This window comes from Nocardia sp. NPDC051570, from assembly GCF_044454005.1.
GTDB lineage: Bacteria > Actinomycetota > Actinomycetes > Mycobacteriales > Mycobacteriaceae > Nocardia.
Genome location: NZ_JBITDI010000013.1, coordinates 22,639 through 47,756 on the forward strand (window position 1 = coordinate 22,639; position 25,118 = coordinate 47,756).

The window sequence follows — 25,118 nt, forward strand, 5'->3', positions numbered from 1 at the left end:
TCCGTGCGGGACAGTCGATGACCACACGCGAGGGGAGCAGATCATGACAACTCATCAGCTGGTGGTGGTCGGGTTCGACGAGATCGTGGCCAACAAATACATGCCGTGCATCGCGCGGGCGCTGAAAGACGGTTACCTGCAGTCGTATTCGATCATCGACCTCGAATCCGAACGCCAAGCCGTCGAGGCGCGTCTGGCCGGTCTGGATCCGCAGCCACGCAAGTGCGTGTTCCTGCCATCCGGGCGCAGGGGCGCAGCGGGTGACGGCGGCGCGGTGCGGGCAGCGTTGGCGGGTGCGAAGGTGCGGGGCCTGCCCGCGATGGCGTATATCGCCACGGAGGTCGGTGCGCACGAGCGGTATCTGCGGTGTTGTGTCGAGGAAGGGATGGCATCGCTGACCGAGAAGCCGGTGCTGGCGCCGGTGTCCGCGGGCAGGTTCGAACCGGCGCGGATCTCGCAGACGATGGCGGAGCTGATCGAGATCGCGCGCCAGCGGTCGGCACAGCATTCGGTGATGACGCTGAGTCGGTATCACCGCATCTACAACGGCAAAGTCGTTGCGCCGCTGCGGGAACGGGTGCTGGCCTGGCAGGCGCCAGTCACCTCGTTACACCTGCGGACCGCGGGCGGGGTGTGGAACCTCGAACACGAGTACGTCACCCGCGAGGACCACCCGTATCGGTACGGGTACGGGATGCTCATGCACGGCGCCTACCACTACATCGACCTCACCGTACAGATCCTCGAGTTGAACAAACTCGTCCTGCCGGACAGACCGCTGCGATTACAGCTGTGCTCGTTCGGCGCCTACCCTTCCGACCAAGCCCAGCGGGTGCCGGGCGCGGCCACCGCAAGGCTGGACGGCGACTCGCCATGCCCGGCGTTCGCGCGAGAGCGCGGCCGCTACGGCGAAACCGACATCACCACGACGTTCCGGCTCGTCGACGCCGACACCGGTGCGACGATCACGCTGGGGACGCTGGCGTTCGAACAGACCACACCGTCGATCCGCAGCTGGTCGACGTTCCCGGACGGGGTGTACAACAAGAACGGCCGCACCTCCAGCGTCGATCTGGAAGCGCAACTGTCGACCCTGTATTCGGTGCATGTGCACTGCTACGACGTACCCAGCGGCCCGGACGCCGACCGGATCGGCGCGGTCGCCGATGTCGTGACGCGCGCGAACGCGGCGCTGATGCCCGGTGAGGAGTTCGTCGCCCAGGAGAGCTTCGACGGGCTGTTCCACAGCGACAGCAACCGCGAGCTGATGGAGAACTGGTTGCGTGGCACCGAAACCCGCAGCCAGCTGGCCGATCACTACCTGCCCATGCGCGTCGTCGAGGCGCTGGCGCTGTCGCTGCGTATCCCGGGCCAGGTCGTGGAGATCGACGAATTCTGATGGAGGCGACGACGATGTCGGTAATCCGCTCGCAACGCGCGGTGAGCGAGTTCTACACCCAGGCCCTCGCCGACGGCGCCGATACCGCAGAACGGCTCGACGCGCCGGTCTCGGACCGGTTCGCCGCGTTCGTCAACGGGCTCGATCCCGGTGTTCCGCGGACCGCGCTCGAACTCGGCTACGGCCGTGGCACCTACGCGATCACTCTGGCGCGCTTGGGATTCCGGGTGGTCGCGGTCGACCAGGTCCCCGCTGAGATTCTGCGGTCCCGGATAGCGGAGCAGCCCGAGCTGGCCGAGCGGCTCGAGATCGTGGAGCAACGCATCGAAAACTACGACGTGCGAGAGCAATTCGGGATTGTGGTCGCCCGCAACGTCCTGCACTACCTCGGCCAGCATCAGGTCCGCGACCTCCTGGCCCGGTGCGTGCAGCACGCACCCCACGGCGCGGGCCACTACCTGGAGGTGTTCACCGACATCGAACGCACCGACCGGCGAGGTCGTCGCGTGTTCATCGAAGACGAGGCCGCCTACACCGCAGCCGGGTTCCGTTCAGTCGCAGAACATCTCTATCGAGAATGGGAGGGACACATGACGTTGACCGCATACGCGGAGAACAACTCCGGCACCGCCATCGACGATGCCGTGGCGCGGAAATACTTCCGCGCCAACAGGATTGTCGTTGCCGCCCGGCGTCGGGCAGGCGTGGTTTCGGGAGGGGTGGCGTGAGAGCGGGAGGAGTTCGCGGGATCAGCGTCGTCGTGCCGTGCCACAACTGTGGTGAGTTCCTCGTCGAGGCGATCGAATCGCTTGTGGCACAACCCCGCACCGGCGTGTGGGAGATCGTGCTGGTCGACGATGCCTCCGACGACGCGGCCACCCTCCACGCGATCGACGTGTGCCGGGGGCACAAGGGAGTACGGGTCGTGCGCCTACCCGAGCGCGCCGGGGTGCAACAGGCTCGCACCGCGGGCTTGCGGGCGGCGCGCTGCGACTATGTTCTGCCGCTGGATTGCGATGATCGCCTCGCCACCGACCCGAAGTTGCTCACCGAGGGCGGCTACGCGCAGCAGGCGGTGCAGATCCTGGCCGAGGACCCGGAGGTGGCGTTCGTGCATACCTTCTCCCGGATGGTCGGCGATTTCGACGGGCTCACCATCTCCGCCTACCCCGCCGACGAACAGCTGATCGTGCGCAAACACCACGCGCCGCTGCCGATCGTGTACCGGCGCCGCGACGGCCTCGCCGCAGGCGGCTACGACCCGGCGATCCGGAAATGGCAGGACTGGGCCTTTGCCGTCGACCTGCTCGCCACCCGCTACCGCCGCTGCGCCACCAACCGCATCCACTGCCTGCCCCGCCCATTCCACGAGTACCGCATCCACCAGCGATGGGGACGGCTGTCCGCGGGCGAGGTCAGCGAGCTGGAAACCACCCTGCTGGTGGTCGAGCGCAACCTCGACTACTTCCAAGCGGTTCTCGACGACCCGCGCCCGGCCCGCAAGATCGCGGAGCTGGTGTGCGCGGCCAAACCCGACCGTCTCACCGAGCTGCTGCACATGGCGGCCTTCGACCTCGACCAGGCACTGACCGTGGCCCGGCAGCGCAAGTTCACCCTGTCCAGTCCCTTCGAATCTCTCGGGATCCCATGAGCAATCCCCAAGAGCAGCCATCCGCGGAAAACCCCTCACCCGGTAGCCGCGACTCGGCCCGTGGGCAGCCCATATGCTGGGCTGCTGTGACCGAATCCAACCCCCGTACAGAGATGGCCCCTTCGACGCTGCCGACGACGTTCGTACCGGCGGTACTGGAGAGCGAGCTGTACGTACGGTGGGTAGTAGCCGGTTACTTCCACGCCGACCCGTCCAGTGACAAGCCGCCGTACAGCATCGTCATCCCGCCGCCGAACGTCACCGGCCGCCTGCACATGGGGCACGCGTTCGAGCACACCCAGATCGACGCGCTGACCCGCCGCAAACGCATGCAGGGTTACGAGGTGTTGTGGCAGCCCGGCATGGACCACGCCGGGATCGCCACCCAGAACGTCGTCGAACGCCAGCTCGCCGGGGAAGGCTTGTCGCGCCACGACCTCGGCCGCGACGCGTTCATCGAGCGGGTGTGGGAGTGGAAGAACACCTCCGGCGGACAGATCTCCGACCAGATGCGCCGCCTCGGCGACGGCGTGGACTGGGACCGCGAACGCTTCACCATGGACGACGGTTTGTCGCGAGCGGTGCAGACGATCTTCAAACGCCTCTACGACGACGGCCTGATCTACCGCGCCGAACGCATCATCAACTGGTGTCCCCGCTGCCTGACCGCGTTGTCGGACATCGAGGTCGAATACCAGGACGACGACGGCGAGCTGGTGTCGATCCGCTACGGCGACGCCGACAGCGCCCTCGTGGTCGCCACCACCCGCACCGAGACCATGCTGGGCGACACGGCGGTCGCGGTGCACCCCGACGATGACCGGTACCGGCATCTGGTCGGCACCGAGATCGAGCTGCCATTGACCGGCCGTCGGATCCCGATCGTCGCCGACACCCATGTCGATCCCGAATTCGGTACCGGCGCAGTCAAAGTCACCCCCGCCCACGACCCGAACGACTTCGACATCGGGCAACGTCACGGCCTGCCGTCGCTGACCGTGCTCGACGAGCGCGGCGTCATCACCGCGCACGGCCCGTTCCAAGGCCTGGACCGGTTCGAAGCCCGCGCCGCGATCGTGGCCGCACTGCGCGCTGACGGCCGGATCGCGGCGGAGAAGCGCCCGTATGTGCATGCGGTCGGGCACTGCTCGCGGTGCGGGACCACGATCGAGCCGCGGCAGTCGCTGCAGTGGTGGGTGAAAGTGCGCCCGCTGGCGAAGATGGCCGGCGACGCCGTGCGCGACGGGCGAGTGCAGATCCATCCCGCGAGCCTGGAATCGCGGTATTTCGCGTGGGTGGACAACCTGCGGGACTGGTGCATCTCCCGGCAGCTGTGGTGGGGCCACCGCATTCCTGTCTGGTACGGACCGGGCGGCGAAACCCTGTGTCTCGGACCGGACGACACTCCGCCGACCGGTGAAGGCTGGACTCAGGACGCCGATGTGCTCGACACCTGGTTCTCGTCCGGGCTGTGGCCGTTCTCCTCGCTGGGCTGGCCCGAGCAGACCGATGAGTTGGCGAAGTTCTACCCGAACAGTGTCCTGTTCACCGGCTACGATCTGTTGTTTTTCTGGATCGCTCGGATGATGATGTTCGGGCTCTACCTCAGCGACGGCCAGACCGCGCCGTTCCCGGTGATCGCGTTGCACGGCATGGTCCGCGACAAGTACGGCAAGAAGATGAGCAAGTCGTTCGGCAACGTCGTCGACCCCATCGACTGGATGGACGCCTACGGCACCGACTCGCTGCGTTTCGCCCTCGCCCGCGCCGCCAACCCTGGCACCGACGCCCCCATCGCCGAGGAAAACGTCGAAGCAGGGCGCAACTTCACCACCAAGATCTGGAACGCCACCCGCTTCGCGCTCCTCAACGGCGCCACCACCACCGGCGAGTTGCCCGACCCGCAGGCCCTGCCCGCGGTTGACCGGTGGATCCTGTCCCGGCTGAACACCGTTGTCGCCGAAGCGGATGCGCTGTTCGACGACTACCAGTTCGCGAAGCTGTCCGACCTGCTGTATCACTTCGCGTGGGACGAGGTGTTCGACTGGTACCTCGAACTGACCAAAGCGAGCTTCTCCCAAGGCGGTTCGGCTGCCGACAGCTCACGCCGGGTGCTCGGGCATGTCCTGGACACGCTGCTGCGGTTGCTGTATCCGATCGTCCCGTTCGTCACCGAGAAACTGTGGACCACGCTCACCGGCGGTGAATCGGTCGTCATCGCCGCCTGGCCCACCGATTTCGGCTACCGCGACCCGGCCGCCGAAGCCGAGATAGCCGAACTGCAGGAGTTCGTGACTGAGGTGCGCCGTTTTCGATCGGACCAAGGCGTCCGCAGCACCCAGCCCGTCCCGGCCCGGCTGGAGCTCACCGCAGCACTCGCTCCTCACGTGTCGGCGATCCGGCAGCTGCTGCGGCTCGAACCGGCGGGCGAGAGCTTCGAGGCCACCGCGACACTGCCGATCGGCGAGGCCCGCGTCAGTGTCGATCTGTCCCAGGCGATCGACGTGGATGCTGAACGCCGTCGCCTCGAAAAGGACCTCACCGCAGCGCAGAAGGATCTGGACAGCACCACCGCCAAGCTCGGCAACGACGCCTTCCTCGCCAAGGCCCCCGCCCCCGTCATCGACGGAATCCGGGAGCGAAAGGCCAAGGCGGAAAAGGACATCGAACGCATCGGCAACCAGCTCGCCACACTAACAGCAAGATAGAACGAGAGGATGCGCCGTCGGCCTTTACCGCATGGGCCGTCGGCGCATCGCCAACGATTGGACTGGCGAAGTGGACGGGCTTCGGGTGAGCCTCAACGCCGCCGCCGCCAAGCTGGCCGGCCTCGACAGGATGCGCGATCGGCAGCCCAGCCTGGACCACGAGACCGACCTGGGCATCCCGGTGATCGGGACCAACGTCGCCGGTTCGCGGCCGTGACAAAAGCTTCCTGCGGCTGGGTATCGAGGCGATAGGGGCTTTCGGCTATGGCCACATCTCGCGCGGTGGCGCGCCATCGATGGGTGCAAAGTCGTCAACCCTTGGAATCTTGTAGCGTGCCGCGGTCCGGCAGGGCCAATGTCTTGTGCCGCAGCGCTCGAGGAGGCGGGCAGAGGATAGGGCTTCGTCTCGCGCCCACTGGCACCGCACACACCATCGCGGGCCGGTCGATAGCGCATGCGTCACCCGAATACGTTCTGTTACAGGCCGAATCCAGCTTCGATTTCGCCTGGCGTGCGGAGTCGATGCTGGCGGCCCGCACTCGGCGATCACCTCGGCGATCATCCGCACCGGCAGCAGGTCGGCGATCGCCCAGCCCAAGATGACCCAGGCGATGTTCAGCAGGAAGAGACTGGGCAGACACGGCACAGCCAACGCCCGCTGATGGCGGAACGGCCAGGCACGGGGTCTCCAGGACGATCGTTGTGTTGGTCGAAACACTCATCCCGGAGACCTCGTCGCCCATCGATCTCAGCTCAACTCACTAATACCGGGGTATACCAACACCACACCCGGATCTGGACGGGCATACCCGACCCTGGGCCGAGCGTGACACCAGGCTACTTCTTGCTTGCCGTACCGATCAGCTCGATCGGTGCGATGTCCGGTTTGCCATCGTAGGCCTTCCGCATGGCGTCGACCGCCTTGTTCTCCGCCTGAGCCGCAGCATCCGCGAGCTCGACCTTGGTAGGATTCTCCGCCGCCGACACCGCCGACGCGGCGGCGGCGTCGGCAGCGGCGCGGGCGGCGTTGGTGGCGTTGGTGGCGGCGGCAGCATGGGCGGCGGCAGCATCGGCGGCATCGGCGGCGGCATCGGCGTCGTCGTCGTGGACGGCGGCGCGGGCACCGCGGGCAGCGGCGTCGGCGGCGCCGTTGGCGTGGATGTCGGCGTTGGCGGCGGCGTCGGAGCCAGCGGCAGCGACGCGGGCGCGGGCGGCTGCGGAGCAGGCGCGTTTCCGATGCTGGTCGATGACAGCCTTATCGTCTTTGTCGGTGTCGGGGATAGCGGCGGGCTTGACACCGATGAATTCGCAGGCTGTCTTCGGGGTGGCCGCGTACACCGGTGCCGTCGTGGCATCGGTGTAACCGGTCACCGACAGCGCCAGTGCCGCAGCCACAGCCGCGACGGCAGCAGCCGGGCGAGTGGTGGGGGTGTGCATGTGTCATTACCTCCAGTCGATGGTCAGGAATGAAGATCGGACCGAACCACAGAGCAAAACCTTTCACCGAGGGCGGTAACCACCAACACCGAGCCCGTCCACCACCACAATGTGAAATACCCGGATCACCCCGAGAACTCCAGCCGATCAATCCGGGCTCGGATGCGATTGACCGGGACTGCGACACGACTTCTGACTCCTCCTCGGTGAAGGTGCAGAGACCGGCAGACGCTCAGCATTCGTCACCACCCAACCGCACGGATTGCCGCCAATCCGCCTAGACACGCGCACATCGACCCGATCGCAACGTCCCGCCACCCTCGCGGCGCCATGTCCACGGGTACGGATGTGATTCAGCAGCACGCGCGTCAGGAGCCGCCGCACACCACTACTGCTTCGATAACCCTCCAGGACAGGCGGACAGCATCGGGAAACGCACCTATGCCGCTGGGCGCGCGTTCTACGCACATGTGGAACGAGGACGCACTCGAGAACCGGGTCGTGATCGAACATATATTCGAGTCACTGTAGGCTCCGCTCCATGCCTCAGCAGACACATCTCGAATGGGCGCAGATGAATCTTGTGTCGCCTGCCAGCCTGATGGGACCACCGGTCTGTAGCCCAAGAGGGACTCGAACCCCACATCCGAGGACACCTGATTTGAGTCAGGCGCGGCTGCCATTACGCCATTCGGCCAACGCTGGGATGCAAGGATTCGAACCTCGATCGACGCAGTCAGAGTGCGTAGTCCTGCCGTTAGACGACATCCCAATATGCCACTGGGGCAGGAGGATTCGAACCTCCACCGTCCGCTACCAAAGAGCGGTGTCCTGCCGTTAGACCATGCCCCACCGTCCTGATCACGGTGCCATGCACGCGGCAGGTGCCGCAACGGATTTACCGGTCGGGGTGGCGCGATTCGAACGCGCTATCAGAGCCATGCGTGCCGATTGTTGCAAGCTCACATTCGTTCTGGTGCGGTGATGCCGAGTAGGTCGAGGCCGTGGACGAGGTTCATGCGGTGAGCTGGCAGCGTGCGAGCCGGTACCACCGCACGTGGGTTCTACGGCCTGCGCCCGGTCAGCACCGGTTGGAAGAACCCGGTCTGTTCCGGCACGTGACAGGCGAGGGACTCGAACCCGGCGGTGTGGGCGAACTCGGTGATCTGGTCGCGGGTCATCGCCCAATAGCGAGTGCGCCGCGCCGTCGTGATCCATTGTTCGCCATGCGAAGCGAGTTGGAACAGTTCCAGGTCGTAGTGTTCACCGTCGTCGGTCCAGTCCCACAGCTGGAACGTCACCATGCGTCTGGAGGCGGAGTTGTGCGTTTGCGGCCTTGTGGAGCATGGGCGTGTTCGGCGGAGGGCATCGTAATCGCGGACAGTGAGCAGGAGTAAGCCGCCCGGTCGCAGCACCCGGAGCATCTCCTCGCAGGCGTCGATCACATCGGTCGAGTTCAGCAGGTGGGGTAGCGCGTTGTCGGCGCAGACGACGATGTCGAAGGTGATAGCTGGAAATGGCAGGGACCGCATATCGGCAGCGACTACGCGCAGGGGCACGCCACGGGCCTGGGCCTCGGTGCGGGCGCGTTGTGCTGCAACCGAACTCAGGTCGGCTGCAACGGTGTCGTAGCCGAGTTGGGCAATGCCCAGCGCTTGAGTCCCGATGCCGCACGCGACGTCGAGTAGCCGCTCGTGGTTGTGGTGGCCCGCGGACCGGATGAGCTGATCCAGCGACCGGCTCTGCTGCGCGATCGTGGCTTCCAGTCCTGATAGATCAGGTCGTACGTGGCAGCTAGGCCGTCGTAGAACACCCGTGGGCAATCGTGCGCCATCCGACCACGGTAGTGAAATTGCGGTGACCAACACACCCCATATCCGGCAGAAGCAGACGTTCTGCGCCACAACGGCTCTCACCTTGACAGTCGACCCGTAAGCAGCAGTGCAGGACGTTCACGGCCGAGCTGCAGACGACGTCGCAGTGACAAGTTGACGTTGTCGTCACACGGTGTGACGAATGCTCGAACGTCGACGAGACCACCTCGGCCACAGCATGTTCCAAGATCTCGTGGCATATCTACCATCACTTGTGCGGTGGTTGCAACTGCGGGAGTGACACCAAATGTGTTGCACTCCAGAATGTTCCGAGGAAGTGGTTAGCTTTCGCGTATCTCGGTGTTCATTCAACCGCCTAGTCTTGTTTGCCCGGTTTGTCGCGCATCTCCATGTTGTGTCATCTACATTGAGTCACGTGAGGGGGAGCCTTCACGACTGGGAGATCGAGCCGGACTGCGGGTATCTACTGAGCCTTTAGTTTGGTATTCCCGCATGTCGTTTTTGGCTCGATCAGACTGACGAAACAGGGGTTAATCTATGCATGCGCAGAAGCGGCCTTTGCCGCAATTAGCTCGTTTATCTCGGGCGTTGATCCTTGCCATGTTCACGCTGTTCAGCGTCGTGGCTTTGGTCGCCGGTCCGAGCGTATCGGCGATTGCGGCTCCGGACAACCTCACGTGCGCTAATGTTCAGGCCCGTATCGATGCGAACCAAGCCGCAGCGGCGGTCCACAACGCGAACAAGCCGGATCCAAAAGATTCCGCAGCAGTAGCTGCTTACAATGCTGAAGCCGAGCGCGGCAATGCCGAATTACGCCAGCTCGTAGCATTCAGAAAGAATTGCTCCGTCGATCAACCGACGAAAGATAATCCTACTCCGGGTTATCCGAAGCCCGCGGCTAATCCCAATAAAAAGGGCACGGTCACTTCCGATCAGACCAACGACAAGTTTGAACGTGAGACGACCTACGGCGATGGCGGCAGTTCACTTTATGGCGCGATGAACGGACGGGCTGCGACGGGTGCCAAGGCGACACTCAGCCCCGACATGTACCGCTCGGGTACCGACGCTTCCGGCAAAATCAATCCCCCTGGCTGGGATAAGGATAATGCTTGGGGGAGCGATGGTTATACGCCGACCCAGTTCCAGCGTGGACATCTGTTGGCGAATGTTCTCGGCGGTCTTGGTGGTGACGCCCGCAACCTGGTGACAATCACGCAGCGTGCGAACCTCGAGATGAGCAAAATCGAATACGATATGGCTAACAGGATCGCCCTTCCGGGAAGCGGCAAGATCGACTACACGGTGACGCCCGTGTACACAAACGGCTACGACGATAGGCCGGTCAAGATTGTGATCACCGCTCAAGGCTCGGGTGCTGACGGGCAGTGGACGATCGACAATAGCTAAGTGATCGTGACCGAACCCGGATCGCTTGAATGACCGTCAGCTGATCTGTGACGCGACAAAATTCCCTTTCGGGCAAGTAGATGCCAGATCGCCGAGGCTGAAACCTGCCCGAAAGGGCGTTTTCGCAACGCATCGTCAAGATCGCCCCTGTCTGCGAACAAGAAATAAATGATCTGAGCTCGGAGCAGCGAACGAACTGGCGGGCCACTCCTCGGGAAAGCTGCAAATGTTACTCTTAATGCAGTTCCACTGCTGCCGCACCCTGCGAGTAGGGGTGACGGCTGGTGCGGCAAGCGGATGACCATCACGGATAACTATCAAAGACTACCAGGATTGAGAGTTGACAATGAGCACGTTGGACAATTTGGTCGCGTTGGTCCCGCCGCCGCCCACGGCAGTGAAATTCGATTGGAAAGCAACGGAAAGCGCTCTCGGATCTCCATTGCCCGATGACTACAAACAGCTGATCGACCTTTACGGCCCAGGTCAATTCAATGAATACATCCGCGTGACGGCCCCTACCGAAAGGGGGGGTATAATCCACTCACAGAAGGTGCTCATTGATTCCCTCATGCAGATGAGGCCGACGATTATCAGCTTCGGCGGTAAATGGATAGGAAACGATGGTTCCGAGGTTCCTGTCGACCTCGGGCCGGAAGACGCTCCGCCGCCGGTCATTGCCTGGGGAAGCGGCGGGGAGGGTGGAATCGGGTACTGGCATGTGGTCGGTGAGAATCCGAATGAGTGGCCGGTGATGTTCACTGATTTCAGCCCGGTGTCCGATTATCATACCGGCGGCCTTGTATCCTACATTTATGGACTACTCGCAGGTGCGCGGAGCGAAGTCGTGCATTTCCAGGAGAGTCGTCCGGACATTACCGAGCCATCCTTCGTGCCGGACCGCGATTTCTCTCCTTTCACGGGCGAATAAGAAGAGGTCTTGACGCAAGACATGGGTTTAGTGCGTCCACCGACTGGCAACTGCGGACCTGGTAATCGAAATCGCTAGCCTAGTTCTCGTCGGTGCAGAAGGGCAGGTCTGCGTTCTTGGGCTGTGCGAAAAATGAGTGCTTGAATTCGTTGTGCGGTTGCGTGGGCGCGGTAGGGGGTGGGGTGGGGGTTGTTTTCGGGGGTATTGCGCCCGCTGTCGCACAGACCCCGACCGACAGCACCGCGACCGTCACAGCGAACAACCCCCGTACGGAAGCACCCACCCCAACCTCCTTACGCTAACCGACGACAGAGAATCCGGCCGGCCGTACCAACAGGCGGGCCAGTCAGAGCCCATTTGGCACCGGGGACACGCCACGAATCAGCGGCCGGTCGCCGATCACGGTGAACTCGGCGTCGATGCCGAGTTCCTCGGCCGCTTCGCGCCGTGCGGCAGGAAGGGGTGTTCGCCGGGTTCGACGTGGCCGCCCATCGGCAGGTGCAGGCCCGAGTTGTGGTGCAGGCCAAGGTAGATCCCGCGCTGGTCGGGGTCGACCAGGGCCACGTACGCGACCAGGTGCGGTGCGAGGGTGGCGGGTTTGGTGCGGCGGAAGATGTCGTCGGTGCGGGCCAGCCATGCCAGCGTCTGGTCGATGTGCTGGTGTTCGAGCTCGTCCAGGGGCGTGATGGTGTGCACGATCTGCGCGACGGTGGCGGTGGCCGACTGCATGCCGGGCACGATAGCGGTGGGGACCGACATCTGCGGTGCGGGTCGATGCCGGTGTCAGCGCAGGGTCAGGGTCATCTCGAATTCGGGTCTGGGGTCGTCGGGAGAGATGATGCCGTGGCGGCCGGTGCGGGTGAATCCGTGCCGCCGGTACAGGCGTTCGGCGCGGATGTTGCCGTCGCTGACTTCGAGCCGGATCGACGTGTACCCGGTGGAGGTCGCCCAGGCTATGGCCGTGCGGACGAGTCGGTCGGCGACGCCGCTGGCGCGAGCCTCGGGCGCTACCCAGGTCGAGATCAGGTGCGCGGCATCGTGGTCGGGGTCGGCGGTAGCGGCGATGGTGCCGATGGCCGTGTCATCGAGGGTGGCGACGAAGACGGCGCGTTCAGTCAGGCGGGATCGCCATTGCTGTTCGGTGCGTGTGCGCGCTTGGGTCAAGGTGGCCCCGAAGGCGGACGGCGCCTCGGCGAGGGCCCGCAGCCGGATATCGCGCAGTATCTGCCAGTCGTCAGGGGTGAGTTGCTGGACCCGGGCCGCCGCCCAGGGTGCGGTGGTCATCGCCGCCATGTGATCCATGACCGCCTCCCGTCCCCAGCCCTCTCGTGTCCGATGACCTGCATAGCACAGGCACCACTGCACCGGGTCCCGGATGAGGAAAAGGGCAGCGAGTCACGGGGCGTGCGGGCGGCCCGCCGAAGGCCGCCCGTCTGGTTCAGTCGTGTGGGTTGGGTGGTGCGAGGAAGCATCCGCCGCCGCTGTAGTGCGCGTCGTGGGTGTGGCGGGCGATGTCGATGTCGTCGCGTCCTGCGGTGGTGAATGCCTTGTCCAGCGACCCGTAGGCGATCCGTTGCCAGGCGCGGGCGGGGTTGCGGTCCTCGCGCCAGGAATCGAACTCGGGCGCAACAGAAACCATGTATCCGGCGGCGGCCAGGTCGGCGGCGCCGCAGGCGAGGGCGTGCTCGGCGGGTCCGTAGATGAAGTGTTCGTAGGTCATGTTCGTGTCGGTCATGGCCTTTTCTCCTTGTCGCGGTTCGTGTTTGCGACACCATGGACCCTCAGATCTGCCGGTAAGTCAACTCCGTTGGTCACCGAACTCGCTTGTGGCACAACATATTTGGATTGGTATCGACTTGACTTCGTGGGCGGGGAGAGCGTTCATGGTGTCGTAGTCGAAACGCGCCGGAGCACACCGGCGGCTACCACCCCGAAAAGGGTGACGCACCAACCGAACTCGCAGGAGGAAACACCATGACCGCCGCCACCGAGACCAAGACCTCGACCGCTGAGAAGCTGTGGGCAGCGCTGCAGCAAGCGCCCGGCGTAACCTCGAAGGAACTCGCCGCCAACGCCGGGATCGGCGGCTCGACGGCCCGCAAGCTGCTGGTCGCCCTCGAACGCACCGGCGGCGCGTACCGCACGGAGGGACAAGCCGACGGGTCGGCGCAGCGGCCCGCGGACCTCTGGTGGCCCCGCACCGACGCGGCCGACACCCCTGCGGAGGAGAACATCGACGACAGTGACGCCACCGGGGCGGACCAGGCTCCGGTGGACGAGGCCGATACACCGGCCGAGGTGGCCGCCACTGCGCCCGAACCGGCGCAGCCGGACACACCTGTCGAGCCCGCCGCCGACGTCGCAGAAGCGGACACAGCGCCCGAAGCTGCGCCGGGGCAGGACTCGCAGGTCGAGCCCGGCCAGCCGCCCGCCGCCGAACCCGCCCCGCCCGAGGCCGGGACCGAGGGCGCGAACGAGCAGGCCCCCGTACCCGCGTCGGACGGGAAGCGACTGAAGCCGGGCGCGCTGCGGGGAATGGTCGAGGAATTCCTGCGCGACTGCGCGGGAAGGGAATTCGGGCCGACCGAGATCGGCCGCAACCTCGAGAGGTCGGTCGGGGCTATCCACAACTCGCTGGAAAAGCTGGTCGCTGACGGGATCGCGGTGAAGACCTGCGAGGCCCCGAAGCGGTACATGATCCCCAACACCTGAGGCGGGGCCAGCCGCCAGCCTCGGACACCACCAACAAGGGGGTGTCCGGGGGCTGGCTGCTGGAACTGACAAGGAGGCAACACATTTCGATGTTCGACTACGACACCTGGCGCGCGCCAGCTACGAGAAGGTGATGGCCCGGCTCGCCACCACCCCGGCCACGATCCTCAACGAAGGTCAGGCGAAAGCGATCCCGTTGCGCTGGTTCACCGGCGACCACGGCCACACCGTGTTCGGCGGGCACGAGCATCTGAACCTGGCGCACTGGTGCGAGAACGGCCCGTACGCGTGCAAGATCGCCCTCCGCTGGCTCGCGATCGAAGCACACAGCCTCTGTCACCGTGCGTTTGCTGGTTGGATCACTGCTGGCCGGGTTACCCCGCTCGGCGGCTAATATAGTGCGTTTCGCGGGGGACCCGTTGGGATTCCGGGCCTGCACCCCCGCTCGTCCGGAGGCCAGGATGGTTTGCATGGCAGACCCACTGCGGCTCGTTATCGGCGGTTACTACGACTCGGGTATTCAGCGGTGGCCATGACCAGAATTGATCTTGACCACCGAGGGCTGTGTCTTCGTCGTCGACTACATCTCCCCTACCTCCGAGCAGATCGACGAGTTCGAAACCGCTGAAGCACAATTCGCTTGGCTCGACACCCGCCACAACGGGATCCTGTGCTATCGAATCGGTGAAACCGCTTGGGAAAGCATCCCCTTCAACCCGCACACCGACACCCCGCCGGAGACAAGCCCAGGAGTGCCGACGATCGAACCGGGACAGCACCTGACGCTGCCGGTCGGGCTGGCCGACATCGATCGCTCGCCCGTATTGGCCGTCCGAACGATCCGATGGCCGGAGTACTTCATCAGCGCCATTCACGCAACGGTGCACAGGCTCGCTGCGCAGCCGCTCGACGCCGACCGCAGGATCAACGAAGCCAACTATCTTCATCGCTTCGTCGGCAGCGAACGAATGGCTCGACAAGCGGGCGTCCGCTGTCGCGACACGAACTGAGAACGGCGGGTTATGCTTTCCCACAGCCGATTTCGAATGCTCGGCCAGTCACGGCTCCACCCTTGCGAGAGCCCGGTCTGCGGCATGACCGCGCATTCGCAAGACCCTCGGCCGACCTCAGCGTGCCGGCCGAACTAGGTGAGGTTTTCGACGGTGACCGGCTCGATACCTTCGGCCGGTGGCAGCTCGAACCCGAACACCTGGCCGTAGAAACTCAGTTCGGCGTCCAGCGCACGGCGGATGTTCTCCGCGCGGCGGAAGCCGTGCTGCTCGCCTTCGAAGACCAAGGAGGCCACCGGGATTCGCCGTGCCCGCAGCGCTTCGACGATCATCTGTGACTGATTGGGCGGCACCACCGGATCTTCGCTGCCCTGCAACACGATCAGCGGCTTGCGGAGCCGGTCGATGTGGTGGATCGGCGATCGCTCGCGGTAGACGTCGCGCCTGGCCGGGTATTCGCCGATCAAACCATCGAGGTATCGACTTTCGAACTTATGTGTTTCGGCGGCGAGCGCCTCGAGGTCGGCGACTCCGAAATGGTCCGCACCGGCGGCGAACGGGGTGTCCGCCCGGGCCAGCGCGGCGAGGGTCGTATAACCGCCCGCCGAGCCGCCGCGGATGGCGAGCCGTTGCGGATCGACCCGGCCGTGTTCGCCGAGCCATCGGGCTGCGGCCATGCAGTCGGCCACGTCCACCACTCCCCATGCGTCCGCGAGCAATTCACGGTAGTCGCGGCCGTATCCGGCGGAGCCGCCGTAGTTGACGTCGACGACGGCGAATCCTCGGCTGGTCCAGTATTGGGTGCTCAGTGACAGCACGGGCAGCGCGGAACTGGTCGGGCCGCCGTGGATCACGACCAGCAGCGGTGGCAGTTCCCCGGCCGGTCCGCCGTAACGGCTGTTCACGGGCGGATAGAACAGTGCATGCGCGGTCCGTGGCGCGCCGGTGCGGTCCACCGAGGGAAAGGAGATCGGCTCGGGCACCGAGACCGAGGCGGGGTCGAGGCCGAGCTCGCGCGGCGGGCGGAGCACCTCGAGATGCGGTGTGCCGTCGCCGAAGTCGATGCGATACACGCCGGGTTCGGTTGTCGGAGTGGCCGCCACTACGACGACGGCGTCGGCACCGGCACGCGCGATCGCGGCGATCGAGGAAAAGGGCAGGTCCAGGTCGGTCACCGAACCATCCGGCCGGCGCAATCCGAGGCCGTCGTAGCCGTCGCGCCAGCGGGCGAACACGACGCCGCCGTCGTCGAGTACGGTGTAGCGCGCCGACCCCAATCGCCAAGCGGGCACGCCGATCTCGGCGCTCAGCTCGACCACCGGGGCGACCGTGCCGCCGGGCGCCCAGCGGTAGAGATTCCACCACCCACCGCGGTCGGAGAGGAACAACAGCGAACCGTCGGGCTGCCAGCGCGGTTCCAACACCGATTGCCCCGGCCCGCCCGCGACGACGGTGTCGGCGCCGGTCGCCAGATCACGCACCCGCAGCACGGTGTCATCCCACGGCATGGACGGGTGATCCCACGACACCCAGGCCAGCGAACCCCCATCCGAACTCAGCCGGGGCGAGATGACGAAGTCCGCTCCGCTCACCAGAACCTCCGGCGGCGAGGCACGGTCCGCGGACAGCCGCACGATCTCGTTGCGAACATCGATCGCGCCGCGCCCGTCGGCCGGATGGTGTTCGCGCACAGCCACAACGGCGGTACCGTCTGGGGCGAGGTCGCCGTCGCCGTACCGGTCGCCGCGGGGCACGGCGGGGATCGGGGTCAGCGGCACCGGCACACCCCCGGGCTCGAGCCGGTACACCCGCTGGTCGGCCCAGTTGGCGAACCAGAGCACGCCATCGCGCACGAACCATGCCGCGCCGCCGTATTCGTGGACCGCGGTGCGCGCGTCCAGACCGTCCGGCAGCAGGTCGGTGACGGTGCCATCGGCGCCGCGGCGCACGATCTGAGTCCGGCCGCCCTCGGTGGGACGTCCCTCCGACCAGTAGACATCGGTGCCGTCCACCCGCACCTCCGACAGCCGCACCACGGCCGCGACGAGGAATTCGGAGGTGATGGAGGTAGGCCACGATCCGAAGGGCAACCCTGTGACTGTCACCGGCCCAGGCTAGCCGCCATCAGCCCAACGAACCCGAACGATGCACGGTACAGCGTCCGCTCTTCGGCATAGCGGATGTTTGCTACGCATACGCTGGTCCGGTCGCCCGTCGGGAAACGAGCGGGTTGGTGACGTGTCCGCCGAATCCACATCGCGCTGGCCCCGACGAGGCCCGCCACCCGCGGTCCTGCCGGGGCGGCGGGGCTGGGGGTGTATTCCTAGTGGCGGGTGTGTGCGAGGATCGCGGTGATCTCGGCGGCTCGCCGCAGTTTCTGCGCGTAGGCGGCCATTTCCTGGCCGCGCCGGGGGCTGTCGAGCACCCAGGCCGATACTGCGCGCTGCCCGTGGGCCTTGATGTCGCGATCGTTGTGGCCGTCGATGATCTCGCCCAGCTCGCGGACCAGGTCGTTCAGTTCCCTGGTGGTCAGTGTGTCGGTCATCGCGAATCCTTTTCTGTCGGTGCGGTGTTGTTTCCGTGCGACACCATGAACGCTCTGATAAGCCACGAAGTCAACTCGCTATCGGTGTCGGAAACCGTTGCGCGGCAACCACTTCCGAGGGCGGCGCAGGCGTCGCGACAGGCCGGGCGCGCAGGTCCGCGCGCCCGGCCTGCCCGGGTGGTTACTGCGCGCGGACGGTCGGTGCGAGCAGGTCGAGATGGCGGCGCGCGAACGAGGCGGTGTCGCGGTAGCAGAGTTGCGTGGCGATCACCGGCCAGGGCACGCTCGCTTCGGCCAGCCACAGCGCGCACGTGGTCCGCAGGGCGGCCACGGCGGGCCGCCGCCCGCCCAGCAGGGTATCGGCGACCGCGTCGACCGCTGGCCGCCACACGCGCCCGACGAACCGGGTCATCAACCCGGGCCCGCAGGCCCCGTCGATCCGGAACAACTCCTCACCACTGCTGCCGATGTCGAGTCGGTCGAACAGGTTCTGCGGCACCGCGATCGTGCGCGCGCACGGCGCGTCGGCCAGAATCCAGCCACGGGGGCCGGGCCGCCAGATCCCGTGGATCCGGCCCGCTCCGGTGGCGGGGTCGAGGTCGGTGTCGGCCAGCGCGGCGGCCTCCCCGAGGCGGGCTCCCGTGATGACCAGCAAGTCGGTGAACACCTGCCACGGCGGCGGCATCTGCTCGATGATGCCCTGGTATTGCAGGGTGTCCAGCGCGCCGGGGAACCGAGTTGTGTTGTCGCCCATCGCGCTCACGCCGCCTTCCCGGCCGCCGCAGCGGGTGTGGGGAAGGCCAGCACCGCCGCCGCACCGTCACCGGCGGGCGTCGGGGTGGGCGCGGGCGTCGGTGCCGGATCGGGCTGGCGCGGTGCGAGGCTCGCCCCGATGGCCGCTGCCGCCGCTGCGGCGGCATTGCGGTCCAGATGCCCGTACACATCGACGGTGGTCTTGATCGACTCGTGCCCCAGATGCGCTTGCACCACGTGGATCGGCACCCTCGCCGTCAACATCCACGCCGCACAGGAATGCCGCAGGTCGTGGATGCGGGGTTTCTTGCCGTTCAACGGATCTCCCTTGGCCAGGGAGAGCGCGTCGCGGGTAGGCACCCAGATGTCCTTGTAGAAATACCAGATCCGCACCGGCGAGCCGTCGTCGAGCGCGAACAACCACTCGTCGGGATGACGACCCTCCAGGGGTAGTCGCGCGACGAGATGATCTGGGAGGTTGATGGTGCGGGTGGACTTCTTGGTCTTCGGTGTCCCGAGGACGGGTTTGTTGCCGGTGTACTTCCACGCCTTGTGAATTCGCGCGGTGAGTTTCGTGCGGTTGATGTCGCGCACCCGCAGCGCGGTCACCTCACCCCACCGCGCGCCGGAGGCGAGCAGGAACTCCACCAGTAGCCGCCACCGCTTCGGCAGCGCGGCGAGGAAGGCGGCGAACTCGTCCGGTTCGAGGAAACACATCTCGGTCGACACGACGCGCGGTAGTTTCGTGTGCTGGCACGGGTTTTCGGTCAGCAGCTTGCGTCGCACGAGTGCCTTGCACAGCTGGAACAGCACACCGTGCTTGTTGGCGATGGTCTTCGCGGCGTTGCCGACGTTCTCGGCGAGGTGGTTGACCCAGCGCGGTACCGACAGGTCGGTGATCACCGTGACGGGTGAGTCCGCGCCGAAGAACGGCTCGATGTCGTTGACGAGGATTCTCTTGTACCGGTTGCGAGTGCCCTTCTCGATCCCGGTCAGGCCTTCGATGATCTCGGTGCAGATCTCGTGCACCGTGGGCACATCGGTAATGGGAGTCGCGGCGGCCTCGACGGAGTAGAGCATCCGCAGCCACTCGACCGCCCCGACCGTGTCGAGGACCTTCAGCCACCGCTCGGCTTCGGGTTCGGTTTCGAACTTTTCACACCCCTGGCTGCCCTGGTACCAGTAGATGATCTGGTAGTAGGTGCTGCCGTTCTTCCGCGTGCGTTCGCGGATCTTTGCCATGAAAACCTCTGAGGTACATATCCAACAGGTCAGACACTCCCGCACCGGGAGCGCCGTGAAACTGCCGACTGTCCTCGAATGCCACGAAAACCGTGACCGCACGTGACCGCAAATCAGGAGCAACCCGAAAGCTGCCCCTGACCTGCGGCTTCGCAGCGGAGGATAGGGGATTTGAACCCCTGAGGGCGTTAACCCAACCCGCGTTCCAGGCGAGCGCCATAGGCCACTAGGCGAATCCTCCGTCGAGCAATATACCGGGTGGGGGCGGAGGAGTCTAAATCGGGCTGGTCGGGGGTTATTTGTGCAGGCCGGAGACGGCTTTCCTCAGTTGGTCCTTGCAGGTGGTGGCTACGTCGTCCTTGTTGGTGGGGGTGGTGGTCTCGACGGAGAGCTTGATCTTGGCGGACATGTTGGAGTCCAGGGTGGCGCAGGTGTAGTCGAGGGAGACGAAGCTGCTGTAGGGCTGTTCGTAGGTCGCGAAGTACGCCTGCTCGCCGATGCCGGCGATGGCGCCGGAGGTGCGGCCGCTGCCGGTGGTCTTGGTGTCGTAGTCTTTCCAGCTGTTGAATTCCGGTGTGCCGTACTGGGATTGGAAGCTGACCTCGAGTCTCAGGGTCGAGGTCTGGCCGCCGTATTTGCCGGCGCCGTCGTATGCGGCGTGGCAGTTCAGGGAGCCGCCGCCGTAGGAGCTGTCGGGTGCGCGCTCGATGTGTTCGGGTTGGCCCTTCTGATTGGGGGCCCACTTGCGCAGCGCGGTCGGGTCGATCAGCGCGCATGCGTTGGTGACGTTGGCCACGGAGTAGCTGCCGTCGATCTTCTTCGTGTCGGGGCCGAGGGCGGTGCTGCTGCCGCCGCTCTTGTGGGTCAGCGCCACCGCGCCGATCACCGCGCCGACGACGACCACCAGGCCGATCACGCCGCCGATGATCCAGCCGCTGCCCTTGCGCCGCGGCGGCGGTGGCGGGAACTGCTGATGCGGATAGCCGGGCTGCTGACCGTAAGGCGCTCCGACGTAGGGCTGCTGTGGATAACCGGGCTGCGGATAGGGCGGTGGGGGCGCGGCGCGGTAGTTGTCGAATCCCGCGCCCAGCACCGTCGGGTCCGCGCCGGTGACCGGTCCGTGCTGACCGCCCAGGACGGTCGGCTCCGCCCCGGCGATCGGCGTTCCCGGGCTGGTGTTCGCGGGTGGGGTCGACCACCACTGCACGGTTTCGCCGCTGCGTCCGTTCTGCGAATGGCCGGGGTTGATACCTGTCACTGCTCACATCCTCCGGTTGTGGCGCGGAAGCCCCCTCGAAATGTCGGACAGATCGTAGCGATTCGAATCGCGCACGTCGCGGGTCAACTGTGGGGCCCCGCGGCGGCCGGGTCGCGGCAGCGGCTACACTGGCCCACGGATCCCGCGCGGCGCGCATCCTGTGAACTCCCCCAGGGCCGGAAGGCAGCAAGGGTCAACGGGCTCTGCCGGGTGCGCGGGGTCCTCCTACTATCTCCGGCGTCCGGATCCGAAACTCGCCCTGCATCCTCGAAACTTCGACGGGTAACGTGGGCGGCTGGATCGCCGCCAGAAGCCGCGGTCCGCAAACCCTGTAACTCGCTGCTTGAAAGGCTGCTCAGGATGCCCCGGCAAACGCAGATCGGTTTGATGAGCCATGCGGAACTCGTATCCGAACACGAGACGCAGACCGCGAACTACGCGACTCTGAAGACCGAGAAGCTCACGCTGGATCTGACCCGAGGTAAGCCCTCGTCCGAACAACTCGATCTGTCCGGGGAGTTACTCACGCTGCCCGGGGCGGGCGATTTCCGCGACGGCTCCGGCGCCGACTGCCGCAATTACGGTGGCCTGCACGGACTTCCGGAGCTGCGCGCGATCTTCGGTGAGCTGCTCGGCATTCCGGTCGACAATCTGCTGGCCGGTAACAACGCCAGCCTCGAGCTCATGCACGATGTCATCGCGTACGCGATGCTGCACGGCACCGCGGACTCCGAGCGCCGCTGGGTGGACGAGCCGGTGAAGTTCCTGTGTCCGGCGCCCGGTTACGACCGGCACTTCGGGATCACCGAGAACCTCGGCGTGGAGATGATTCCGATCGCGATCAACCACGACGGCCCGGATGTGCACCGGATCGCCGAGCTGGCGGCGTCCGATCCGGCGATCAAGGGCATGTGGGCGGTGCCCAACTACTCCAACCCGACCGGTGTCACCTTCTCCGAAGAGATTGCGCGCGAACTGGTTTCGATGCCCACGGCGGCGCCGGACTTCCGGTTGTTCTGGGACAACGCCTATGCCGTGCATCCGCTGACCGATACCGCGGATCCGGTGCTGGACATTCTCGGCCTGGCCGCGGCGGCCGGAAATCCCAACCGCCCCTTCGTCTTCGCGTCGACCTCGAAGATCACCTTCGCCGGTGGTGGCGTGAGCTTCATCGGCGGATCCACGGCGAATCTGGATTGGTACCTGAAGCACACATCCAAGAAGAGCATCGGGCCGGACAAGATCAACCAGCTGCGGCATGTGCGGTTCTTCGGCGATGCTGAGGGCGTGCGCGCGCATATGCAGAAGCATCGCGCGATCCTGGAGCCGAAATTCAAACTGGTGCTGCGCATTCTGGAGGAGCGCCTGGGCGCCTCCAAGGTCGCGTCCTGGACCGAGCCCAAGGGCGGCTACTTCATCAGCCTGGACGTGCTCGAGGGAACGGCCACCCGGGTCGTCGCGCTGGCCAAGGAGGCCGGAATCGCGCTGACGCCAGCGGGTTCGGCGTTCCCGTACGGAAAAGACCCGGAGGACAAGAACATTCGCATCGCCCCCAGCTTCCCGTCGCCGGGAGATCTGGGGTCCGCGATGAACGGGCTGGCGACGTGTGTGCTGCTCGCGGCCACGGAGAAGTATCTGAGTAAGTGAGCGGGTCCTGGTGGTTCCGGCGACGAATGTGCCGGGACCACCAGGAACTTCGGCGATATCAGTTCGGCTTGTGGGCCAGCACCGCGAACATGGTCACCGACAGGTGGATATCGCCACTGCGCGCACCGGCCGCCAACTCCTCGAGCAGCGTATCGCGCTGCCGTTCGGTGATGGATCCGCGCGCGACGGCCATGGCGCAGATGCGGCCCACCAGCGCGCCCGCGCCCATGCTGTGGTCCTGCACCAGTGCGTGCGAGCCGATCTCGTCGACGATCAGGCCGGCCGCGGTGAGCAGTCCGGGCAGGCGGCGACCGGAGAACGGGTTGGTGGTGTTGGCGATCAGCGTCTCGATCACCTCGTGCACCACGTGCCGGTCGCCGGGATGCACGATCGCGGTGCCCCAGTCGCTGTCCATCACCACCACGCGCCCGCCGGGCCGCAGCACCCGCGCGATCTCCGCGGTGGCCCGGCCGGGCGAGGTCAGATGCTGAAAGACCCGCTCGCACAGCGCGATATCGAAATCGCCCGTGCCCAGAGGCAGGTTGTAGGCGTCGCCCGGCACGAACCGCGCGCCCGATCCGGCCTCGGCCGCCCGGCGCTGGGCGGCATTCAGGAGATTCGGATCCGGTTCGACGCCGAAGGCGGTCCCCCGCGGGCCGACCGCCTCGGCGAAGGCCATGACCTCCGAGCCGCTGCCGGATCCGATATCGACGGCATTCTCGCCGGATCGCACCGCCAGGGCCTCGTGGGCCCAATGCCGCAGTCGGCGAATGCCGGGTAGCGTCGCCTGCAGGTCGCGAACATCGATGAGCTGATCCCGGCCGTCCCGATCGAAACGGTCCGGACGCAGGCCGGGAAGTGTTGCCATAGGTTCGGGCATGGGCCACACCCTACGCGCGGCGAAAGTCTACGGGCGGGTAGCGTTGTGAGATGTGTCACGGCCATCGCGTCTGACATGATCTGTCCATGGTGAGCCGCAAACTGTGCCTCGCGCAGGACCCGCAGGCCGATGCATTGCTGTCCGGCGATAACTTCGCGCTGTTGACCGGAATGTTGCTCGATCAGCAGTTTCCGATGGAACATGCGTTTCGGGGGCCGCAGAAACTTGCCGATCGAATGGGCGGATTCGATATTCGGCGGATCGCCGAGGCCGATCCGGAGGAGTTCGAGGAGTTGGGCGCGACCCCGCCCGCGATTCATCGATACGGGCGGTCGATGGCCAGGCGGGTGCGGGAACTGGCCCGCCAGATCGTCGAGCAGTACGACGGCAAGGTCGAAAACATCTGGATCATGGGCGATCCCGACGGCAAAGAGGTGCTGAAGCGGCTGAAGGCGCTGCCCGGCTTCGGTGATCAGAAGGCCCGAATCTTCCTGGCGCTGTTGGGTAAACAGCTCGGCGTCGAGCCGAAGGGCTGGCGCGAGGCCGCGGGCGCCTATGGCGAACAGGGCTCGCATCGGTCGGTCGCCGATGTGCGCGACGCCGAATCCCTTTCTCAGGTCCGCGAATTCAAGAAACAGGCCAAGGCGGCCGCGAAGAAGGGCTGAATCGCCGCGGTCAGGCGGGGAGGCGGTCGGCTCGGACGTTGCGCAGGGCGTAGTCGACACCCGGGTCGCCGCGCAGTTTCCAGGCCGGACCGACGAAGTAGCTCGCGGCGGTCTTGTCGCCATTGACCAGGTAGTTCAGCCAGGCAAGGGTGATCCCGGAGGTGGCATTGTGCTGGGCGTCGTCGAAGGGGGTGAAATGGGTGACGCCCTTCAGGCAAATGAAGTACGCGGGGGCGTTGAGGTTGACCTCGTATTCGACCAGCCGGGGGAGGAAGTGCGGGACGATGAGGTCGAACGAGCCGGCCAGGTAGAGGGTGGGGACGTTGACGAGGAATGCGGCGGCGACCGGTCCGGGCTCGGTCGGCATCGCGCCGACGACCCGGAATTCGGGGTCGACCAGCTGGTAGATGTTCGGGGGGATGCTGGCCCCGTTGACCGCCGCGCCGCCGCCACCGGAATGGCCGCCGATGACCGTGCGGCTCAGATCGAGCCTGCCGGACAACGGATTCGCCGGATCGTGGTTCGCGTGTGAGAGGGCCGCGGCGGCCGCGAGGGGAAGTTCGAACAGTGAATTGACGAAATCATGCGGCATCGCCACCACGAATCCGTGGCTCGCCCAGAGCCGAGCGCTGGAGTCGTAATTACCTGGCTCGGAGGTGAAGCCCGGTACCCAGATGATCGTGGGCACACGACTCATCGTGGCGATGTCTTTGGGGTAATAGAAATCCACGCCGATCGGCGAGTCCAGCCCGCCGGGAAACTCGCGCGTGCACGTCATTTCGGAGTGATTGCCCGATACGCGGCTGAGCGCATCCCACGCGGCGTACAGGCCGGCGCACGGATATACGGCCGCGGTGCTGACCGTTTCGTGTGGCCCGAACGGTGCGTAGCGGCTCAGCGGGGTATCGCCAGGATCGAAATCATCGGCGAGGGCGACCGGCGCGCCGAACCAGCCGATGACGAACAGCGCGGCAAGGGAGAGTACGGCCGCCATGACACGCCGCCAGCCGAACCCACGCATGAAGAATCCTCCGT

Annotated in this window: 24 protein-coding genes, 3 tRNA genes and 1 other RNA gene; 13 read left to right on the forward strand and 15 right to left on the reverse strand. The window is 65.7% G+C overall.

The window, feature by feature from the left end; all coding sequences use genetic code 11:
- Nucleotides 1-43: 43 nt before the first annotated feature.
- The 5 genes from ACIA76_RS29240 (at nt 44) to ACIA76_RS29260 (ending at nt 5,975) form a co-directional block, all read left to right on the forward strand.
- Nucleotides 44-1,399: a hypothetical protein gene (locus ACIA76_RS29240; protein ID WP_397156227.1), complete on the forward strand. Its 1,356-nt coding sequence runs from the start codon at nt 44-46 to the stop codon at nt 1,397-1,399.
- The gene (locus ACIA76_RS29245; protein ID WP_397156229.1) at nt 1,399-2,127 is read left to right on the forward strand and encodes an SAM-dependent methyltransferase; all 729 of its coding nucleotides are present in this window, start codon (nt 1,399-1,401) and stop codon (nt 2,125-2,127) included. The genes ACIA76_RS29240 and ACIA76_RS29245 overlap by 1 nt, the downstream gene beginning before the upstream one ends.
- Complete coding sequence (locus ACIA76_RS29250) at nt 2,124-3,050, forward strand: glycosyltransferase family 2 protein (RefSeq protein ID WP_397156231.1); 927 nt, start codon at nt 2,124-2,126, stop codon at nt 3,048-3,050. Before ACIA76_RS29245 ends, ACIA76_RS29250 begins: the two co-directional genes overlap by 4 nt.
- 113 nt (nt 3,051-3,163) lie before the next feature.
- A complete protein-coding gene (locus ACIA76_RS29255) occupies nt 3,164-5,758 on the forward strand; it encodes a valine--tRNA ligase (protein ID WP_397156584.1) in 2,595 nt (864 codons plus the stop codon).
- Nucleotides 5,759-5,828: 70 nt separating this feature from the next.
- Complete coding sequence (locus ACIA76_RS29260) at nt 5,829-5,975, forward strand: hypothetical protein (protein ID WP_397156232.1); 147 nt, start codon at nt 5,829-5,831, stop codon at nt 5,973-5,975.
- A 620-nt stretch (nt 5,976-6,595) separates the two neighbouring features.
- On the opposite strand, the gene ACIA76_RS29265 is transcribed toward ACIA76_RS29260, so the two are convergent.
- From ACIA76_RS29265 to ACIA76_RS29280, 4 genes are all read right to left on the reverse strand, one after another.
- The gene (locus ACIA76_RS29265; protein WP_397156234.1) at nt 6,596-7,195 is read right to left on the reverse strand and encodes a hypothetical protein; all 600 of its coding nucleotides are present in this window, start codon (nt 7,193-7,195) and stop codon (nt 6,596-6,598) included.
- A 701-nt stretch (nt 7,196-7,896) separates the two neighbouring features.
- Nucleotides 7,897-7,967 (reverse strand) — tRNA-Gln (locus ACIA76_RS29270).
- An 8-nt stretch (nt 7,968-7,975) separates the two neighbouring features.
- Nucleotides 7,976-8,047 (reverse strand) — tRNA-Gln (locus ACIA76_RS29275).
- A gap of 212 nt (nt 8,048-8,259) precedes the next feature.
- Nucleotides 8,260-9,099: a class I SAM-dependent methyltransferase gene (locus ACIA76_RS29280; RefSeq protein ID WP_397156236.1), complete on the reverse strand. Its 840-nt coding sequence runs from the start codon at nt 9,097-9,099 to the stop codon at nt 8,260-8,262.
- Nucleotides 9,100-9,567: 468 nt separating this feature from the next.
- Here ACIA76_RS29280 and ACIA76_RS29285 point away from each other — a divergent pair, with 468 nt between their 5' ends.
- Nucleotides 9,568-10,440: a DNA/RNA non-specific endonuclease gene (locus ACIA76_RS29285; protein ID WP_397156238.1), complete on the forward strand. Its 873-nt coding sequence runs from the start codon at nt 9,568-9,570 to the stop codon at nt 10,438-10,440.
- Between the two features lie 346 nt (nt 10,441-10,786).
- Nucleotides 10,787-11,371, forward strand: coding sequence for a hypothetical protein (locus ACIA76_RS29290; RefSeq protein ID WP_397156240.1), 585 nt, complete (start codon nt 10,787-10,789; stop codon nt 11,369-11,371).
- A 399-nt stretch (nt 11,372-11,770) separates the two neighbouring features.
- Here the strand turns inward: ACIA76_RS29290 and ACIA76_RS29295 are convergent, their stop codons facing one another.
- The 3 genes from ACIA76_RS29295 to ACIA76_RS29305 form a co-directional block, all read right to left on the reverse strand.
- Entirely contained in the window at nt 11,771-12,100 is a 330-nt protein-coding gene (locus ACIA76_RS29295; RefSeq protein WP_397156242.1) for a hypothetical protein, read from the reverse strand.
- A gap of 54 nt (nt 12,101-12,154) precedes the next feature.
- Complete coding sequence (locus ACIA76_RS29300) at nt 12,155-12,673, reverse strand: GNAT family N-acetyltransferase (RefSeq protein WP_397156245.1); 519 nt, start codon at nt 12,671-12,673, stop codon at nt 12,155-12,157.
- A 136-nt stretch (nt 12,674-12,809) separates the two neighbouring features.
- Complete coding sequence (locus ACIA76_RS29305) at nt 12,810-13,106, reverse strand: hypothetical protein (RefSeq protein ID WP_397156247.1); 297 nt, start codon at nt 13,104-13,106, stop codon at nt 12,810-12,812.
- 239 nt (nt 13,107-13,345) lie between these two features.
- On the opposite strand from ACIA76_RS29305, the gene ACIA76_RS29310 reads away from it, so the two are divergent.
- From ACIA76_RS29310 to ACIA76_RS29320, 3 genes are all read left to right on the forward strand, one after another.
- On the forward strand, nt 13,346-14,083 hold the full coding sequence (locus tag ACIA76_RS29310) for a hypothetical protein (protein WP_397156249.1): 738 nt from the start codon (nt 13,346-13,348) through the stop codon (nt 14,081-14,083).
- Between the two features lie 133 nt (nt 14,084-14,216).
- Entirely contained in the window at nt 14,217-14,477 is a 261-nt protein-coding gene (locus ACIA76_RS29315) for a hypothetical protein (RefSeq protein ID WP_397156251.1), read from the forward strand.
- A 154-nt stretch (nt 14,478-14,631) separates the two neighbouring features.
- Nucleotides 14,632-15,093, forward strand: coding sequence for a hypothetical protein (locus tag ACIA76_RS29320; RefSeq protein WP_397156253.1), 462 nt, complete (start codon nt 14,632-14,634; stop codon nt 15,091-15,093).
- Between the two features lie 134 nt (nt 15,094-15,227).
- Here the strand turns inward: ACIA76_RS29320 and ACIA76_RS29325 are convergent, their stop codons facing one another.
- The 6 genes from ACIA76_RS29325 to ACIA76_RS29350 all read right to left on the reverse strand — a co-directional run bounded on the left by ACIA76_RS29325 (nt 15,228) and on the right by ACIA76_RS29350 (nt 20,891).
- Nucleotides 15,228-17,198 carry a S9 family peptidase gene (locus ACIA76_RS29325; RefSeq protein ID WP_397156256.1) on the reverse strand — a complete coding sequence of 657 codons (1,971 nt, stop codon included), beginning with the start codon at nt 17,196-17,198 and terminating at the stop codon, nt 15,228-15,230.
- 218 nt (nt 17,199-17,416) lie between these two features.
- Entirely contained in the window at nt 17,417-17,638 is a 222-nt protein-coding gene (locus ACIA76_RS29330) for a hypothetical protein (protein WP_397156258.1), read from the reverse strand.
- Nucleotides 17,639-17,819: 181 nt separating this feature from the next.
- Complete coding sequence (locus ACIA76_RS29335) at nt 17,820-18,392, reverse strand: hypothetical protein (protein WP_397156260.1); 573 nt, start codon at nt 18,390-18,392, stop codon at nt 17,820-17,822.
- Nucleotides 18,393-18,397: 5 nt separating this feature from the next.
- The gene (locus tag ACIA76_RS29340; RefSeq protein ID WP_397156262.1) at nt 18,398-19,633 is read right to left on the reverse strand and encodes a tyrosine-type recombinase/integrase; all 1,236 of its coding nucleotides are present in this window, start codon (nt 19,631-19,633) and stop codon (nt 18,398-18,400) included.
- Between the two features lie 156 nt (nt 19,634-19,789).
- Nucleotides 19,790-19,874 (reverse strand) — tRNA-Ser (locus tag ACIA76_RS29345).
- Nucleotides 19,875-19,928: 54 nt separating this feature from the next.
- Nucleotides 19,929-20,891, reverse strand: a complete 963-nt coding sequence (locus ACIA76_RS29350; protein WP_397156264.1) for a hypothetical protein — start codon at nt 20,889-20,891, stop codon at nt 19,929-19,931.
- 134 nt (nt 20,892-21,025) lie between these two features.
- Between ACIA76_RS29350 and ffs the strand changes: the two genes are divergently transcribed.
- Nucleotides 21,026-21,120, forward strand: an RNA gene (gene ffs / locus ACIA76_RS29355) — signal recognition particle sRNA small type.
- Nucleotides 21,121-21,251: 131 nt separating this feature from the next.
- Nucleotides 21,252-22,538, forward strand: coding sequence for an aminotransferase class I/II-fold pyridoxal phosphate-dependent enzyme (locus ACIA76_RS29360; RefSeq protein ID WP_397156267.1), 1,287 nt, complete (start codon nt 21,252-21,254; stop codon nt 22,536-22,538).
- 58 nt (nt 22,539-22,596) lie between these two features.
- On the opposite strand, the gene ACIA76_RS29365 is transcribed toward ACIA76_RS29360, so the two are convergent.
- Nucleotides 22,597-23,418 carry a methyltransferase domain-containing protein gene (locus ACIA76_RS29365; RefSeq protein WP_397156269.1) on the reverse strand — a complete coding sequence of 274 codons (822 nt, stop codon included), beginning with the start codon at nt 23,416-23,418 and terminating at the stop codon, nt 22,597-22,599.
- 89 nt (nt 23,419-23,507) lie between these two features.
- Between ACIA76_RS29365 and ACIA76_RS29370 the strand changes: the two genes are divergently transcribed.
- A complete protein-coding gene (locus ACIA76_RS29370) occupies nt 23,508-24,083 on the forward strand; it encodes an HhH-GPD-type base excision DNA repair protein (protein WP_397156586.1) in 576 nt (191 codons plus the stop codon).
- 10 nt (nt 24,084-24,093) lie between these two features.
- Here ACIA76_RS29370 and ACIA76_RS29375 read toward each other — a convergent pair whose 3' ends face one another.
- Nucleotides 24,094-25,104 (reverse strand): alpha/beta hydrolase, encoded by a 1,011-nt coding sequence (locus ACIA76_RS29375; RefSeq protein ID WP_397156271.1) that lies wholly within the window; start codon nt 25,102-25,104, stop codon nt 24,094-24,096.
- Between the last annotated feature and the right edge of the window lie 14 nt (nt 25,105-25,118).